Origin of the sequence: Vampirovibrio sp., assembly GCF_041737375.1 — a bacterium.
GTDB lineage: Bacteria > Cyanobacteriota > Vampirovibrionia > Vampirovibrionales > Vampirovibrionaceae > Vampirovibrio.
The window spans coordinates 195,404-211,083 of the sequence record NZ_JBGSRV010000018.1 but is presented as its reverse complement, the minus strand read 5'-3'; the positions used below and the strand labels follow the sequence as shown (position 1 = coordinate 211,083).

Sequence of the window (15,680 nt, the reverse complement as noted above, 5' to 3'; positions counted from 1 at the left end):
AGGGCGTTTAATGGTCCGTGGCTTGCTGATTCAAATCGTTTAAAATGGCCTGCAAATCAATTTGATGCACCCGGCTGGTGGCAAACAGATTCTCATGGGCCAGGGCCTTATAACCCGCCACATGCAGCCCATAGCGAGAAAATACGGCTTGGGTGGCCGGGTATTTCTCTACAATTTCAGGAATGCTCATGGTTTCGGTAATGGGGGGGGTAGGGCTCATCAGGCAAAGTCCTCGGTAAACTCTTCAGCGGAAAATTCATGGGTGGCAAACGCTTCAGGCACTTCATTAAAAGGAATCGGGGCATGCCGGGTGAGATCCGGGCCTCGGTGTTCAGACTCTGTATGGCCCGGTCTGCGGGGCGAGAAGCAGGCTTTGATGGTATCTCCGATGGTGGCCACCTGGAGCAGTTGGAGTTTTTCTGGAATGCCATTGGGCGGTAATTCCATGCGAGGAATCAGCATGCGTTGAAACCCGATGCGGGCCACTTCCTGCAAGCGGTTCTGGCATTGGCGCACCGGGCGGATTTCGCCAGTCAGTCCAATTTCCCCGGTAACCACGGTGCCGGTGATGACCGATAAGTTGCGGGCGCTGCTGATAATGGCCACCGCCACGGCCAAATCGGCGGCGGGTTCATCAATGCGTAAGCCGCCCACCACGTTAACGTAAACATCCTGTCTGGAGAAATCCAGCCCCAAGCGGCGCTCCAGCACAGCGATAATCTGGTGCAGCCGGTTGGCGTCAATACCATTGCCAACCCGACGGGGAGAAGGGTAAGTGGATTGTCCCACCAGCGCCTGAATTTCCACCAGAATGGGACGACTGCCTTCAATGGTGGCCGCCACCACGCTGCCGGGATGATTACCGGCGCTGCCCAGCATGCTTTGAGACAAAAACAGTTCGCTGGGGTTGGCGATTTCTCGCAGGCCCATTTCGGCCATTTCAAACACCCCGATTTCCTGGGTGCTGCCAAAGCGGTTTTTAACGGTGCGTAAAATTCGCAAATTCTGGTATTTATCGCCCTCAAAGTAAAGCACGGCGTCCACGGTATGCTCGAGTAGCTTGGGGCCGGAAACCACCCCTTCCTTGGTCACATGCCCAATGAGGAAAATGGGGATATTGAGGGTTTTGGCCGCTTCCATCAAAATGGCGGCGCACTCTTTAATCTGGCTCACACTGCCGGGGGTACCGCTGACATCGGCGCAGTACATGGCCTGAATACTATCAATCACCACCAGGTCGGGCTGAGCGGATCGAATGGATTCCAACACCTGCTGAATGTTGGTGACCGGCAGTACGGAAATCTGATCGGCGGCCAACGCCAGTCGTTCGGCCCGCATTTTAATTTGATAGGGGGACTCTTCCCCGGCCACGTACAGTACAAACTTTCCCTGCTGGCCCACTTTGGCGGCCATTTGCAGCATCAGCGTGGATTTTCCAATACCCGGATCGCCGCCTACCAGAATGTATCCACCGGGCATAATGCCCCCGCCCAAAACCCGATCCAGCTCCGGGAAGCCTGAACTGTACTGCGCGGCGTTGTCCATGGCCACATCTGATAGCCGAATAATGCGGCTTTCGGCGTTGCCTTCCGAGGCGCTGGTCAGGCCACGGGTTCGTAACGTATCCGTTTTGGGCTTGACGCTGACCTGCTCGCTGAAGGAGTTCCAGCTTTGGCACTCGGGACAGCGCCCCAGATAGGAAGGGGCGGAATAGCCGCATTCGGTGCACAGGTAAGTTGTTTTGTTCTTGGCCATATATCTATTCTAATACGGGCTTGCGTTTTGCACGAGAAAGTTCTGGCCAGCCCAGCCAAAAAAGGGCATCCTCATGGTTAACATGGGACGCCCTTTTTAATGGGGTGAAATTGATACAGGGCGGGTTTAATACCCGTAAACGTCATCGTAGTCAGCCAGTACCACAATGCTTTCCAGCTCTGGCCTTAGCGCTGGGGAGGTTTTGGGTGGCTGGGGGGACTCGGTTGAAGGCTCGATTTCGCTACGCTGGGCCTGGGCTTGCTGCAAGGCTTCCGCAATGAGGGCCTGGACGGTTTCCGGCAACGGCACTTCTTCCTCGGCGGGCATGGGCGTCACTTCGGTGGTTTCGATGGTCAGGTAGCGCAATTCGGAAAATCGGGGAACGCTGTTATAAGGGTTGCTTTTGGCCCGAATAAATTCGGCTTTGGATGCTGGTGGCGGTTGATCGTCCAAATCCTGAGCGATAATCACCGCTTCCGGCTCATGTGTTAATTCTGATGTTATTTCTGTCGTCAATTCTGAAGTTGATTCTGAAATAAGTTCTGAGGTCAGCTCTGAAGTGACTTCTGGAGAGAAAGTGTGGTCAGCCTCATCAACATGGGTGGCTTCAATTGGCTCCGGCTCCAAAGGGATTGGCTCGGTAGCGGTGGTTTCGTCGGTGGTTAAACATTCAACGCCATTTGGCCCTAGCAACTGTAGCTGGCTGCCCAATGCCTCCGCTGCGGCGCTGTCTGCTTCAGCCATTTCTATGTTCAGGTTATTGGGGATGGGCCGGGTTTCTGCTTGTGGCGTTTCGGTCAGGTCCTGAATCAGGCTGACCGTATAAGGCGTGGTAGCTACCACCAGTTGCCGCCCCATAATTCCTACCAAATGCAACTCTTTATCCTTACCCAATGCGGTGGAGCTAAGCAGGTTGAACTGTTTGCCTTGAATTTCAAGGGATTCCAGTGCTGAACCCGGCGCTTTTGCGGTTGCTAATTGGGGTTGCTTCCAACGCCCCAACCAGTTTTGTTTCAGCGACTCTTTTTTCGAGGTCTGTTTTGCCAGTACGCTTTGTGGAATATCCAACGGGGCTGAATAACTGACGGACGTATCGGGGGTAAGCGCATTGGCAGGGGCGTTCTTTTGCTTCAAGCGTTCAAAAAATTCTGGATGGCGAGCCATTAAGCGGGGCAGTACCCGTTTGGCAAACAGCAGTAACAATCCCAGTACTACCATTAAGCCCAGCGTCACCCGAATCAGCGCATTGGTGGCGGCCCCGGAAACGGTTGCCTGTTCGGTATTCAGGTTTAAGGGCTGGTTTTCAGGATCGGGCAATGCCCTGGGGCTGGTGCCCGTTTCAGCCTCTTCTGTGGGAACAGATAGCAGTTGGGGGGAAACAGGCGCTACCGGAACGCTGGTGGCCGTGGTTGGCATGTTATCTGTCAAACTGCTTGCGGATGGCTGAAGGGCGGTCTTCGGCTCTGGCAGTTGTAAATAGTATCTGGATTCGGGCTTGGTGGGTACAATTCGCTGGTAAGCGCCGGTGTTGCCCGGTGATTTTTGGCTACTGACCCCTTTGGGCGCTGAGTTCATAATGGGCGCTGTGGTGTGGATTTCCCGGCTTACGGTCAGCACGGCGGATTGGGTTCCAGCAATGGTCGATGCGGGAAGGGGGGCGGTTTGCTCCACGTTGAGTGGGGCGGTGGATGGGTTAATGGTTTCCGGCTGGGTGGCGATTTCCTCGATTACAAAAGACAGGTTGCCTGGTTCCGCAAAGCCGCTATTGAAGGCTCCTAACAGTAACCCCAACGAAGCGGCCAGATAAAGGGCTGCCCAAGGGGCGCTGGTTTTGGCCACGCTCAAAGTGGTACTTGCAATACGGTTTTCCATGACAACACTCACTCCCATTTTAAACTTTCACTTGCCCCAGCCCGCATGCGGCTTGGGGCGTTGAATCCCACACAACTCACCAGTTTTAAGTATAACAGTTTTCGGGTTGATTAATTGTTTTTTAAACCAGGTACTCGTCGCCGCCGATCAGGCGTACAAACATTTGGCCGGTGGCCAGCACAAAGCGCAAGGATTTTCCTTTGTTGCCGCCGGTATCCGCTTTTCCAATGGCCAAACCCTGCTTGGACATGGCCGCCCGGATGGCTGTGGCGTTTCGGGCGCCAATATTGAGGATATTGCCCCCGCCGCCGCCAAAATTAAACAGTTGGGCGCCGCCTACCAGGCGAACCACGCTATTTTCCTTTTGTCCGCCCAGTTCAGCAAAATCGGCCAGCAGTTTAGGCACCGCCAAATTGGCGTATTTGCCGGGCAGTAAATCATTGCCGGGGGTTCCCAGTGAACTTTCTGGCAGCACAATATGGGCCACTCCGCCCACTTTATTTTGCAGGTCAAAAATAGTAACCGCAATGCCTGTGCCAATGTTGGGCAACACAAACATCATGGTTTTCTGATCGCTGACTTTAATTTCGCCCAGCTCAACTTGTTCGGTGCGTTGCATCGACATCTGGCTAATCTTCCTTTCCGCTCATCGAATCGGCCAGATCTTTGATGATGGGATTGAGATCCACCAGCTCGCCCAACAAACGTTCCAGATAGTCGCCCTGTACGTTAATGCCTGCTCGGGTCAACGCGTCTGTGTCCAGACAGTACATCAGCCCATCGTTGCCAGCACCCTGACCAATCATGCGGGTTAAGCCATCGGCCAAATGCACAATGCTAATCATTTTGGATTCCACCGGCGGAATGGTGGGTGGTAGTTTACTGGGTTTGTGATGATGCCGTATTACATTGACCAGAACCGGTGGCAAGTTCCATTTTTCGGCCACTCGGGTGCCTACAATACTATGGTTAAAGCCAATCACCCGTTCTTCGGCATCCAGAAAATCAATTTTTTCTTTCACGGTCAGGGCTTCAATTTCGGCGTAGTTGGCCCCCACAAAATCACCCAGCACAATTTTGCCGATATCTCTCAGTAGGCCGCCGGTAAAGGCCAGCTCAGGATCGGGAAGGCGTTCCTTTTGGCCAATATGCTTGGCGTATACCGCACAAGTGAGTGAGTTGTACCATAAATCGCCTTCAGAGAGAGAGTATCCGGGTACCGGGCGATCCAGGGCCACTTTGGCAATAATGGTGTAGACCATGCTCTTTAAGGTGGAATGACCCAGAATGGCCACCGCCTCTTTTACGGTGGAAATGCGTCGGGAAAAGCCGTAAGCCGCGGAATTGCAAAGTCTTAAAACCTGGCTGGTAAAGCTGGGATCAAGGCGAATGACATCGGATAGTTTTTCGGCGTTGGAATTGCTTTCTTCCATCATCCGGCTGACTCTCAGGGCCACTTGTGGCAGCTGGGGCAGCTGATCGACCTTGCTGATAATTTCCTGCAGGGTTACTTTAGGCATGGGAAACCTTTGTTTTGAATCGAACAATCCTTGAACCTTAACTAATAGTTTATCGCTGAATGAGCGATTTGAGTGCTTGCCCTTCGGGATCTCCCCTGTTTGGCGGAACCCGCTTATTCTTCATTTCAGGTTTGGTTTTTGGCGGGGAAACTTTACTATCCAATCGGGCATGGAGCGTATATAATAAGACCCCGCTGGCAGGAGCGTGTGCTCGGGTGGTTCGAAGCGCAATGCGTTCATGATGACCTCATGGTTGATGCGCTCCAAAACCGGAAACTTGCTTACATTTCTCAAACTTTCTTTCCAAATGTGGCAGGTTCAGAAATAATAGTTACAGCAGATTTGCGCGGTCTTGCATATTGCTCGCCCCCCTCGCCCGAAACTGATCATCAGAAAAGTGCGCAACGGCGGCTTTGCAACCGAGTTAGATTTTTTTAGTATTTTACTTTTAGGGGACAGGCTTATGGAATTTATGGATCACGGTCATCATCATCATCAAGGGGAGCCTTCCCTGTTCTCGGCTCATAATCCCCCGCCCCGGCTGAAGGCCAGCATTAAGGTGATTGGGGTTGGCGGTGGCGGTAGCAATGCCGTGAACCGCATGATTCAGAGCGGGATGAGCGGTGTTGAGTTCTGGGTGATGAACACCGATGCCCAAGTGGTGGAAATGGCTGGCACCGATAAGCGTTTGCAGTTGGGCCAGAAAATTACCCGTGGTTTGGGTGCCGGTGGTAACCCCGCCATTGGGATGAAAGCGGCTGAAGAAAGCCGTGATGACATTATTTCCGCTATGGAAGGCGCCGATATGGTGTTTATTACCGCCGGTATGGGCGGTGGTACTGGCACCGGAGCCGCCGCTGTGGTGGCTGGCATTGCCCGTGAAATCGGCGCTTTAACCGTGGCTGTGGTCACCCGGCCATTTACGTTTGAAGGCCGTCGTCGTCAACAGCAAGCCATTCAAGGCCTGGAAAGCCTTCGTGAAAATGTAGACACTCTGATTGTCATTCCCAACGACAAGTTGCTGGAAGTGGTCGAGCGTCGTACCTCCATGCAGGAAGCGTTCCGCATTGCCGATGAAGTTCTGCTGCGAGGCGTTCAGGGTATCTCCGATATCATTACCGTACCCGGCTTGATTAACGTGGACTTTGCTGATGTAAAAGCCATTATGAGCCTGTCGGGTTCCGCCATTATGGGTATTGGCAAAGGGTCTGGCGAAGGTCGCGCTCTGGAAGCCGCCCGCATGGCTGTTAATTCCCCCTTGCTGGAAACTTCTATTGAAGGGGCCAGTGGCGTTATCTTCAACGTGACCGGCGGACCGGACATGACCTTGCACGAAGTCAACGAAGCGGCTGAGATTATTTATCAATCGGTTGATAAAGATGCCAACATTATTTTTGGCTCCGTGATTGATGAGCGCATTCAGGGCGAAATTCAAATTACGGTGATTGCCACCGGTTTTGAGTTGAAAGCACACCAGCTTGGGCCGCAGTTCAGCGATAATGCCATTAAAAACCCGTTGGAAAGCCTGGGACGTCCCATGGTGTCCAGCCCCGGTCAACCCTCGGGGATGAAGCCAATGACGTCCACAGTGCCTGGCGCTCAGGTTCCGGGTTCCATGTTGCCACCCAAGCTGGAAGAAACGCCCGGTTGGAAAGCCCCCGCACCCCGCTCTAGTAATTCCATGACCGAAGCGGCTCGTCGCTTGCTGGATTTACCAGACTTCCTGCGTCCTAAGAAGTAGGAAGACAGGGCTGATAACGTGGACACCGTAACGCCTCCCATTCTGAAAGGCTTTAGCTCCAAAGTTCAGGCTTTAACCCTGCATGCCGATGGGGTCAAACTGTTGGATCAGGTTGCTTTGCCAAACGAGGTGCGCTATTTAACCATTCGCACCGCTGGGGAAATGGCCAACGCCATTGTCACCATGCTGGTCAGAGGCGCTCCGGCCATTGGCATCGCAGGCGCTTACGGTACCGTGCTTAGCGCTCGTGAAGCCTTTGCCTCCGATTTGTGTCTGGAGGATTTTAGAAAAACAGTGCTGGCTGACGTGGAGGCCTTGTCTCAAACTCGGCCTACGGCGGTGAATCTGTTTTGGGCTTTGGATGAGATGAAAAAAATTCTGGGGGAGCCGGTGGAATCGGCGGCGCAGCTGCTGGATTTGCTGACTGAGAAGGCCCGCCAGATTCATCAGGAAGATTGGGACGCTTGTCATCGTATGGGTGATTTTGGGGCTGCCTTGGTACCGCAAGGCGCTGGTATTATTACCCATTGCAATGCCGGGGCTTTGGCGACCGGGGGCTATGGAACCGCTTTGGGGGTCATTCGTTCCGCGTTTGCCAACGATGCCAGCATTCGGGTTTACGCCGATGAAACACGTCCCCGCTTGCAAGGCGCACGGCTAACCACTTGGGAATTGCTGGAAGACGGTATTCCGGTCACCTTGATTTCTGATAATATGTCTGGCAGCTTAATGCGAGCCGGGAAAATTGATATGGTGGTGGTGGGCGCCGATCGCATTACAGCCAATGGCGATACCGCGAATAAAATTGGTACCTATAACCTGGCCTTGATCGCCCATGCCCACGGGGTTCCCTTTTACGTGGCCGCCCCGCTGTCCACCATTGATCGCAGTATGCGCTCTGGCGATGAAATTCCCATTGAAGAGCGGGATGCCACTGAAATTTCCACCATGAACGGGGAATTGATTTGCGCCCAAGGCGTTCAGTTTTACAATCCTGCCTTTGATGTGACCCCCGCCAAATATATTTCGGGCATCATCACCGAAAAAGGCATTGCCCGCCCTGACTATCTGAAGTCTCTGGCCCAGTTGTTTGAAGCTTAGCTTCACTACTTAGCCTTGAACTTTCTGATGTTAGTTTAGTGAGTGAGTTTTTTGGCGCATGTGCAGAATCCCCGCCCATGGCGCAAGGCCTTATTTGATGCTTTGAATATCAAAATGGACAGCGAAAAGCGAATGGCTGTTTGCAAAGCCAGAATCCTGCGGGTGAACCAATTAAGCCGTTGCGGTTTGAATTTCTACGGCATGTAAGCGCCCGTCCTGCATGGCGGTTTCCAGACATTTCATCACCAGTCTGTGCCGATCCATAACACCCACCCCTTCAAAGGCCGGGGTGACGACTCGTACAATAAAATGATCGCTCATGCCGGTTTTATCCAGAATATTAACCTTGGCATCCGGGTACTGGGCCTGAATCAGGCTGATCACATCTGTGGTGGTAATCATGGTTAAATGCTGCTCCTAAGCGTGGGTGCGTTCAAATACTTCAATGGCCGTTTGGCGAGACAGGGTATAGCCAATGTCATCCAGCCCTTCCAGCAAACATTGCTTGCGGTAAGGGTCAATCTCAAAGCCCTGATCGGCTTGCCCCGGTATCTGAACCGTTTGAAGGGCCAGATCAATGCCAACGCTCAGCGAGGGATCGGCCTCTATGGATTCCAGCAAGCGCATAATGATCGGTTCGGGCAATGCTATGGTCAACACCTGATTCTTCAAGCTATTGTTACAAAATATATCGGCAAACGATACGGCCAAAATGGCCTGAAACCCATAATCTTTCAGTGCCCAGGGGGCGTGTTCTCTGGAGCTGCCGCAGCCAAAATTGTGGGCGGCCACCAGCACACTACCGCTAAATTTGGGATTGTTCAGCACAAAATCGGGGTTGGGCGCGCCGTTTTCCAGATAGCGCAAATCGTAAAACAGTTTTTGCCCCAGCCCGGTTTTGGTGGTGCCTTTTAAAAAGCGGGCCGGAATAATCTGGTCGGTGTCCACATTGTTTTGGTTCAGCGGAACGCAGGTGCTTTGCAGGCGGGTTATTTTTTGAGTCATGATCATTAAATTCCTGTGCTTGAATGCTTAATTCAGGGTGAATTGGCGAATATCCACCAGCTGGCCTCGGATGGCGGCGGCCACAGCCATGGGCGGACTGACCAGAAAGGTGCGTCCCCCTTTGCCTTGTCGCCCCTTGAAATTGCGGTTGCTGGTGCTGGCGCAAGCTTGTCCGGCTTCAATTTGATCACCGTTCATGGCAATGCACATGCTGCACCCCGGCTCTCGCCATTCAAACCCGGCTGCCTGAAAAATGGTGTGCAGTCCTTCCGCTTCCGCCTGACGTTTGACGGGATAGGAGCCGGGAACCACCAAGGCACGTACTCCGGCGGCAACCTGATGCCCTTTGGCCACCTGGGCCGCCTCTCGCAAGTCTTCAATCCGTGAATTGGTGCAGCTGCCGATGAATACCACGTCAATGGGGGTGCCTGCAATGGGTTGGCCGGATTTTAAGGCCATGTAGGCAAGGCTGTCCGCCAGTTCGGCTTTGTCATCCTCGGTTTGGAAGTTGGCGGCGGTTGGCACGGTTTGGCTAATGCCCATGGCCATGCCGGGGTTGGTGCCGTAGGTCACCATGGGTTCAATGGTTTCCGCCTGTAAGGTAATGGTGGCGTCATAGGTAGCGTTTTCATCGGTGCGTAAGGTTTGCCATTGGGCCACCGCCTCATTGAACGCTTCCCCTTGCGGTGCGTAGGGGCGGCCTTTCAGGTACTCAAAAGTGACCGCATCAGGCGCTACCATGCCTGCCCGGGCGCCCGCTTCAATGGACATATTGCAAAGGGTCATGCGCCCTTCCATGGAAAGCGCCCGGATGGCGCTACCGGTGTATTCCAGCACATAGCCGGTGCCGCCTCCCACACCGATTTGGGCGATAATGGCCAGAATAATATCTTTGGCGGTCACTAGCGGGGATAGTTTGCCTTCCACCCGAATTTCCATGGTTTTAGAGGGTTGTTGCAACAGGCACTGGGTGGCAAACACCTGTTCGATTTCACTGGTGCCAATGCCAAAAGCCAGCGCCCCAAAGGCTCCGTGGGTAGAGGTGTGACTGTCTCCGCACACAATGGTCATGCCGGGAAGGGTTAAGCCTTGCTCAGGCCCGATGACATGAATAATGCCCTGCTGATCGCTGTCCACCCCGAAAAAGGAAATGCCTTGCTCCCGGCAATTTTGCTCAAAGGTTTTAATTTGGCCTGCCGCTTCTGGATCTTGAATGGGCAGCTTGCGATCGGTGGTTGGAATGCTGTGATCCACGGTGCCAAAGGTTTTATCGGGCCGACGCAGCTTCAGGTTTTTATCCCGCATCCCCTGAAACGCTTGGGGGGAGGTCACTTCATGGATCAAGTGGCGATCGATGTATAAAATGGTTGGAAACCCTTCGGCCTGCTCCACCACATGGGCGTCCCAAATTTTCTGGTATAGCGTTTTTGGGGGATTGGACACAGTTATCTCTCTCCTGTTGGTGGGGCCGAACGTTAATAAGCCTTTATTTTAACCCAAGCCTGTCAGCGCTCAAGCCTTGCGGCTCAATAAAATAAAATAAAAATAGACACGCCGCAAAATTCAGGAGGCCTTGGACTCGACAAACCTGCAAAGAAACTTTTATGATTAAAAAGCGTCCCTGTTGAGGGAACAGTTGTTAAGAAAAGCGAAAGACCCTGATGAAGATGAAAAAAAAGTGTTTAATTGCCCTGCTGGTCTTGTCTGTGGTGGGAATATCGGTTTCCAAAGGTCTTTTGGCGGGCTGGGCCGCCAGTCGGCCAGGCATGGTTGTTTTTACGGCCAATTGGTGCGCCAGTTGCCGGGAAGTGGTTCCTTTGGTGCGAGACATCGCCTCTCAGAATAATATTTCCGTTTCCGAAATTGACGTGGATTCCGCAGCGGCTCCCAAGCAGGCCCAAGGCCTGGGTTTGGCGATGCCACAAGAAGAGCCGCCCCAGGTATTTTTTGTGAACAAGGGGCGCTCTGTGCTGATTTACAACGGAAAAAACTATCGATTTGGCTATCAGGACGCCGCTAAGACGACGATTCTTCAGAATCTTCAGCGGGCTCTATAGTCACCACCTGAGGTTTCAGGAAGTTAATATTGCGGGCCTCGTGCATGGACAGTCGGCACTCTCTGAATTCTTCCTTGATGCTTTCTTCCAGGTCGGCTTTGTCAATCAGTTTATCCAGTGCCCGTGGGTTTAGCTTGAAAATTTTCTCGCAAACCCCTGCCCGAGTGGCGATTTCCCAAATCTTTTTCTCGTCGTAACTGTAGGAACGGCGATAGTTGAACACCATCACCTCACCGGTGGAGGCTTCTACCGAGCCGCCGCCGTTTTGAAAATACAGTTTGAAAATATCTTTTAGATCGCTCATTTCAGCCTGTAGGCACTGGCTGGCTTTTTGCACCCGAATGTAGCGCTCCAGCAGGTAAGGCACATTTTTAAGTTGCGATAACTGCCAGTTGAATTTTTGCTCATACAGAGAGCGCAAGCGAGGGTACACTTTGGCCAGACACATGGCGTCATCCAAAGCCCGGTGAACCACGTCCTCATCAAAACCAAAGCGACGCAGCAAGGCGTTCAGTCCGTGAGAGGCCTCATCCGGGAACACAGAGCGATACATTTCAAAGGTATCAATGCGGTTGTTCTGGAATCGTTTGCCGTAGGTGGCTTTCATGGCCTCGTTAATAAAGCTGTAATCAAAAATGGCGTTGTGGGCCACAAAGGGGTAATCGCCTACAAATTCTAAAAAGGAAGGCAAAACGTCTTCAATGTTGGGGGCGTCTTGCACCATTTCTTCCGAAATGTTGTGAATGAGAAAGCTGGAATACCGAATGGGTTTTTGAGGGTTTACCAGCGAGGTAAAGGTTTCAATGACCTCGGTTCCCCGCATTTTAACAGCGGCAATTTCAATCAGCTTTTCGCATTTGTGATCCAGACCGGTGGTTTCGGTGTCCAGAACAATAATGATGTCATCCGGCTTTACGGCTTCCAGCGTGGTTTCGCTCAAGGTAAGATCCTTTTCAAGCTTCATCTTACTGATATAGTGTGTGGCGGGTATGGCCCTTTTCAGGGTTTATTCGACTTGGCGTTTGGAAAAGAAACGCGCTTGCAAACAGCCACCTTCTTATAGTAATTGCAAATGACCGCTCAGAACAAGCCTTAAAACCAAACATCGCCAACCGGGAATGGATTGCGTATGATAAACAGGCACTGTATAAGGCAGGGTGCAGGCATCCACCCACAGGGGACGTTATGAGCCAGATTTCCAAAAACAATCAGGCAGAGCGGGTTTTTCAGGTGGAGGGCATGCACTGCGGCTCTTGTGTGGCCCGCATTGAAACCGGCTTAAAAAAAGCGTTGCCGCAATTGCAGGAAGTGCGTGTGAACCTGGCCACTGGAAAGGCCACCGTGATTGGGGATAGCGATCCGCAAGCCGTGGTGGCGGCGTTGTCGGCCATCGGGTATTCCGGCACGCTGTTAGAGGCACCGATGTCGATGCCTCTAAGGCCCTCTGCCTCAGCAAGGCAGGAGATGGCTCCTTCCCGTCGGTTGATTTGGGCCGTTGGGCTGACCGTTCCGGTGTTTGCCATGCATATGCTGGGCCTGCATTTTGCGGGATCGGGCTGGTTGCAACTGGCCCTGATTACGCCGGTGCTGTTTGGGTGCGGGCTGGATATTTTTAAAAGCGCCGTCCAACAGGCCCAGCGCTTTCAAACGGATATGAACACCCTGATTGCCTTGGGGGCCGGGACGGCTTGGGGGTATAGTCTCTTTTTGCTGCTGGCTGGGAGCACTGAGCCGCTTTATTTTGAGACGGCTGGCATGATAGTGACTCTGATTCTGCTGGGGCGGTTTTTGGAGGCCAAAGCCAAAGGGCGAGCGGGTGAGGCCATTCGGGCCTTGATGAACCTGCAACCGCAAACCGCTCTGATTCAGCGTGATGGCCATTGGCAAGAAGTCCCAGCCTACGAGGTACGGCCCGGCCAGCGGGTGCTGATTCGTCCGGGGACTCAAGTCCCGCTAGATGGTCAGGTGCTGGCCGGGGCTTCTTCGGTGAATGAATCCCTGCTAACCGGGGAAAGCCTGCCGGTTGCCAAACAGGTGGGGGATGCCGTGATTGGGGGTACCCTGAATGAGACGGGCAGTTTGACCATTGAGGTTACTCACGCTGGAGATTCCGGGCTGTTGGCCCGTATGGCGGCCTTGGTGGAAAAGGCCCAGAGTGGGAAGCCGCCTATTCAGAAACTGGCGGATCGGGTGGCGGGTATTTTTGTGCCGGTGGTGTTGGGATTGGCCTTGCTCACGTTGCTGGGCTGGCTGGGCTTGGGCTATGGCTGGAGCTTGGCCCTGAAGGCGGCTATTGCGGTGCTGGTAATTGCCTGCCCCTGCGCGCTGGGCTTGGCTACCCCCACGGCCATTCAGGTGGGGTTGGGGCGGGCTGCGGCCAGTGGCATCTTAATTCGGGATACCGACGGGCTGGATCTGGCCCATCGCTTAAACCTGCTGGTGCTGGATAAAACCGGCACCCTCACCGAGGGCAAGCCTCAGGTGGTTCGCTTTAAAATGGTATCAGAGTGGGAAGCAGCTTGTTTGATGCGCTGGGCCAGCGCCGTGGAAAGCCATTCCGAGCATCCTTTGGCCCAATCCATTGCGAGCTACGCTCAGCAAACCGGGGGCAGTCAGTCTGTTGATACGCCCGTCACCGATTTCCAGAGCGAACCCGGCGGCGGGGTGAGCGGGGTGTGTGAAGGCCATCGGCTGGCGTTGGGCAATTCCAGTTTTTTGGTGCGGCAAGGGGTTTTAACCGCCAAGTTATCCCGAGAAGCGCAAACGGCGGCTGAGCATGGGCAAACCGCCGTATTTTACGCCGTTGATCAAGCCTTGGTGGGCGTCTTTCTGATTGCGGACCCTTTAAAGCCCGATGCGGCCAAAGCCATTCAGGCTCTGCGCCAGTTGGGCATTTCGCCCCGCATGCTGAGTGGCGATCGGCCTGAAACCGCTTTATGGATTGGTCAGCAAGCGGGTTTGGCCGCTTCAGAAATTGAGGGCGGCGTATCGCCCGCCGATAAACAAGCCTTTGTGCAGCGCTTGCAAACGGCTTCAGTCGATCCTGCCAAACCGGCTGCAAAAACAGTGGTGGGCATGGTGGGAGACGGCGTGAATGACGCCCCGGCCTTGGCTCAGGCGGATGTTAGCATTGCCATGGGTACCGGCACCGATGTGGCCATGAGTACCGCCCAAATGACCATTATGAAAGGCGATTTGCTTAAAATTGTGGAAGCCATTGCCCTCAGTCGGGCCATTTTACGGGTGATTCGGCAAAATCTGTTCTGGGCTTTTTTCTATAACCTGATTGCCATTCCAGCGGCGGCGCTGGGGTATCTTCACCCCATGGTCGCAGCGGGGGCTATGGCGCTCAGTTCCATTAGCGTGGTATTGAATTCCCTGAGGCTCAAGCGCTTTCAGGGGTAGCCGCCATCGCTTTGATAGCAATTTTTGATCGGGCGGAGAATCACCCAGGTTTTAAGCGCTTTAAACGGACTGACTTTCTTACCAAACGATGTTTTCGTGCGGTTTTATTTTTTCGGGAATGGGGCAAGCGTTATTAAGCTGTTGGAGCATATCCCGCTCAATGGTGTTACACAAAGCGGTCATGGGAATGTCATGCACCCGGTTCTCAAAGGGATCTTCCATAATTTCACCGGCTTTGTTGGCAAATCCCAGTACCAGGGTAACGGCCACGGTAATGGGAATAATTAACGCTTTGGATAAGTCATCGGAAAAGATACCCAGGAAATAAATGGGGATAATACTGAGCAAAATCCACAGCAGGTAGCGAATAAACCCGTCGTATTCCCGAGGAAACGGGGTGTTTTTAATCCGCTCGCAAGCGCCTTGAATGTTGTAAAAGCGGGCCAGGGTATCCATCATGGCAATCAATTGGTAATCCGTCAGCAAGCCTTCATTAGCTGCCTCTTTCAAGGCTTCTCCCTGAGACAGGAGCAGTTGGGTGGCCGGGTTGATGGATTGGGTCATGCGGTGGCGATCCGCTTCTCCCAGATAGCGTTGAACCTGACTCAGATGAATGTCTTCTCGCAACTGCATGCGCACCAGATTGATGTAGGCCACATGGCGGTAAATCAGCTCGCTGTGCAGGGCCGTGATTTTCTCTTGTTCCCGCTCACTGGAATAATTGGGGTCTTTGGAAGCCACCAGGGTCATGGTTTGCAAACCCATCATGCGGCTGGCGTTTACCATATCGCCCCACAACTGGCGGCCTTCCCACCAACGGCCATAGGCGTTGTTGTTGCGAAAGGCCAGAAAAACCGAGAGAATGGCCCCGAAAAAACTGACCGGGATGAAGCTGAAGGATGCCAAAAACTCCAGATTTCGATGCTCATACAAGTAATAAATTAAACTGGCGTAGGCCAGAGAGAACAGCGCCTCCACTTTCAAATATTGAATCAAGGCTCCAAAAGTCTCATGAGCGGTGGTTTTAACGAGCATGGCAACGTGTCCTGAATAAAGCGATCGTGTAAAAATATCGATTTGCGAAGTTGGATCGGTCTGTTAACAAAGTATTATAGCAGCTTCCGGTTGAGTCTCAACCAAGCGGGTTTTTGGCCCTTTCCATTGGCCTAATCGCCTATTTTGCGGGTATAATGGAAACTCCGCTTTTTGATGATCACCTGCGTG

14 protein-coding genes are annotated in these 15,680 nt (G+C 53.2%); 4 read left to right on the top strand and 10 right to left on the bottom strand.

The features are described from left to right. Positions 1-7: 7 nt before the first annotated feature. From ACEW81_RS12400 to ACEW81_RS12380, 5 genes are all read right to left on the bottom strand, one after another. Complete coding sequence (locus tag ACEW81_RS12400; protein WP_373533303.1) at positions 8-220, bottom strand: disulfide oxidoreductase; 213 nt, start codon at positions 218-220, stop codon at positions 8-10. Continuing rightward, complete coding sequence (gene radA / locus ACEW81_RS12395) at positions 220-1,755, bottom strand: DNA repair protein RadA (RefSeq protein WP_373533302.1); 1,536 nt, start codon at positions 1,753-1,755, stop codon at positions 220-222. The genes ACEW81_RS12400 and radA overlap by 1 nt, the downstream gene beginning before the upstream one ends. 126 nt (positions 1,756-1,881) lie before the next feature. Further along, a complete protein-coding gene (locus tag ACEW81_RS12390) occupies positions 1,882-3,627 on the bottom strand; it encodes a flagellar biosynthetic protein FliO (protein ID WP_373533301.1) in 1,746 nt (581 codons plus the stop codon). Positions 3,628-3,748: 121 nt separating this feature from the next. Then, positions 3,749-4,252, bottom strand: a complete 504-nt coding sequence (locus ACEW81_RS12385; protein ID WP_373533300.1) for a chemotaxis protein CheD — start codon at positions 4,250-4,252, stop codon at positions 3,749-3,751. A 4-nt stretch (positions 4,253-4,256) separates the two neighbouring features. Then, positions 4,257-5,147, bottom strand: a complete 891-nt coding sequence (locus tag ACEW81_RS12380) for an HDOD domain-containing protein (RefSeq protein ID WP_373533299.1) — start codon at positions 5,145-5,147, stop codon at positions 4,257-4,259. Between the two features lie 463 nt (positions 5,148-5,610). Between ACEW81_RS12380 and ftsZ the strand changes: the two genes are divergently transcribed. Both ftsZ and mtnA read left to right on the top strand, forming a co-directional pair. Beyond that, entirely contained in the window at positions 5,611-6,888 is a 1,278-nt protein-coding gene (ftsZ, locus tag ACEW81_RS12375; protein WP_373533298.1) for a cell division protein FtsZ, read from the top strand. Between the two features lie 18 nt (positions 6,889-6,906). After that, positions 6,907-7,989 (top strand): S-methyl-5-thioribose-1-phosphate isomerase, encoded by a 1,083-nt coding sequence (mtnA, locus tag ACEW81_RS12370; protein ID WP_373533297.1) that lies wholly within the window; start codon positions 6,907-6,909, stop codon positions 7,987-7,989. A gap of 171 nt (positions 7,990-8,160) precedes the next feature. Here mtnA and ACEW81_RS12365 read toward each other — a convergent pair whose 3' ends face one another. From ACEW81_RS12365 to leuC, 3 genes are read right to left on the bottom strand one after another with little or no spacing between them, the layout of a single operon-like run. Further along, positions 8,161-8,391, bottom strand: coding sequence for a BolA/IbaG family iron-sulfur metabolism protein (locus ACEW81_RS12365; protein ID WP_373533296.1), 231 nt, complete (start codon positions 8,389-8,391; stop codon positions 8,161-8,163). A 15-nt stretch (positions 8,392-8,406) separates the two neighbouring features. Continuing rightward, a complete protein-coding gene (gene leuD / locus ACEW81_RS12360) occupies positions 8,407-8,994 on the bottom strand; it encodes a 3-isopropylmalate dehydratase small subunit (protein ID WP_373533295.1) in 588 nt (195 codons plus the stop codon). 27 nt (positions 8,995-9,021) lie between these two features. Further along, the gene (leuC, locus tag ACEW81_RS12355) at positions 9,022-10,443 is read right to left on the bottom strand and encodes a 3-isopropylmalate dehydratase large subunit (RefSeq protein ID WP_373533370.1); all 1,422 of its coding nucleotides are present in this window, start codon (positions 10,441-10,443) and stop codon (positions 9,022-9,024) included. A 218-nt stretch (positions 10,444-10,661) separates the two neighbouring features. On the opposite strand from leuC, the gene ACEW81_RS12350 reads away from it, so the two are divergent. Next, on the top strand, positions 10,662-11,051 hold the full coding sequence (locus ACEW81_RS12350; protein WP_373533294.1) for a thioredoxin family protein: 390 nt from the start codon (positions 10,662-10,664) through the stop codon (positions 11,049-11,051). Here the strand turns inward: ACEW81_RS12350 and ACEW81_RS12345 are convergent. Further along, positions 11,011-11,991 (bottom strand): 3'-5' exonuclease, encoded by a 981-nt coding sequence (locus tag ACEW81_RS12345; protein WP_373533293.1) that lies wholly within the window; start codon positions 11,989-11,991, stop codon positions 11,011-11,013. The genes ACEW81_RS12350 and ACEW81_RS12345 overlap by 41 nt on opposite strands. A 245-nt stretch (positions 11,992-12,236) precedes the next feature. Between ACEW81_RS12345 and ACEW81_RS12340 the strand changes: the two genes are divergently transcribed. Next, on the top strand, positions 12,237-14,456 hold the full coding sequence (locus ACEW81_RS12340; protein WP_373533292.1) for a heavy metal translocating P-type ATPase: 2,220 nt from the start codon (positions 12,237-12,239) through the stop codon (positions 14,454-14,456). 78 nt (positions 14,457-14,534) lie between these two features. On the opposite strand, the gene ACEW81_RS12335 is transcribed toward ACEW81_RS12340, so the two are convergent. Further along, positions 14,535-15,491, bottom strand: coding sequence for a bestrophin family protein (locus tag ACEW81_RS12335; protein ID WP_373533291.1), 957 nt, complete (start codon positions 15,489-15,491; stop codon positions 14,535-14,537). Between the last annotated feature and the right edge of the window lie 189 nt (positions 15,492-15,680).

What these genes read in the sequence shown, in the direction of transcription:
- ACEW81_RS12400 (WP_373533303.1), bottom strand. Translation starts at nt 220, where the DNA reads ATGAGCCCTACCCCCCCCATTACCGAAACCATGAGCATTCCTGAAATT.
- radA (WP_373533302.1), bottom strand. Translation starts at nt 1,755, where the DNA reads ATGGCCAAGAACAAAACAACTTACCTGTGCACCGAATGCGGCTATTCC.
- ACEW81_RS12390 (WP_373533301.1), bottom strand. Translation starts at nt 3,627, where the DNA reads ATGGAAAACCGTATTGCAAGTACCACTTTGAGCGTGGCCAAAACCAGC.
- ACEW81_RS12385 (WP_373533300.1), bottom strand. Translation starts at nt 4,252, where the DNA reads ATGTCGATGCAACGCACCGAACAAGTTGAGCTGGGCGAAATTAAAGTC.
- ACEW81_RS12380 (WP_373533299.1), bottom strand. Translation starts at nt 5,147, where the DNA reads ATGCCTAAAGTAACCCTGCAGGAAATTATCAGCAAGGTCGATCAGCTG.
- ftsZ (WP_373533298.1), top strand. Translation starts at nt 5,611, where the DNA reads ATGGAATTTATGGATCACGGTCATCATCATCATCAAGGGGAGCCTTCC.
- ACEW81_RS12365 (WP_373533296.1), bottom strand. Translation starts at nt 8,391, where the DNA reads ATGATTACCACCACAGATGTGATCAGCCTGATTCAGGCCCAGTACCCG.
- leuD (WP_373533295.1), bottom strand. Translation starts at nt 8,994, where the DNA reads ATGACTCAAAAAATAACCCGCCTGCAAAGCACCTGCGTTCCGCTGAAC.
- ACEW81_RS12350 (WP_373533294.1), top strand. Translation starts at nt 10,662, where the DNA reads ATGAAAAAAAAGTGTTTAATTGCCCTGCTGGTCTTGTCTGTGGTGGGA.
- ACEW81_RS12340 (WP_373533292.1), top strand. Translation starts at nt 12,237, where the DNA reads ATGAGCCAGATTTCCAAAAACAATCAGGCAGAGCGGGTTTTTCAGGTG.
- ACEW81_RS12335 (WP_373533291.1), bottom strand. Translation starts at nt 15,491, where the DNA reads ATGCTCGTTAAAACCACCGCTCATGAGACTTTTGGAGCCTTGATTCAA.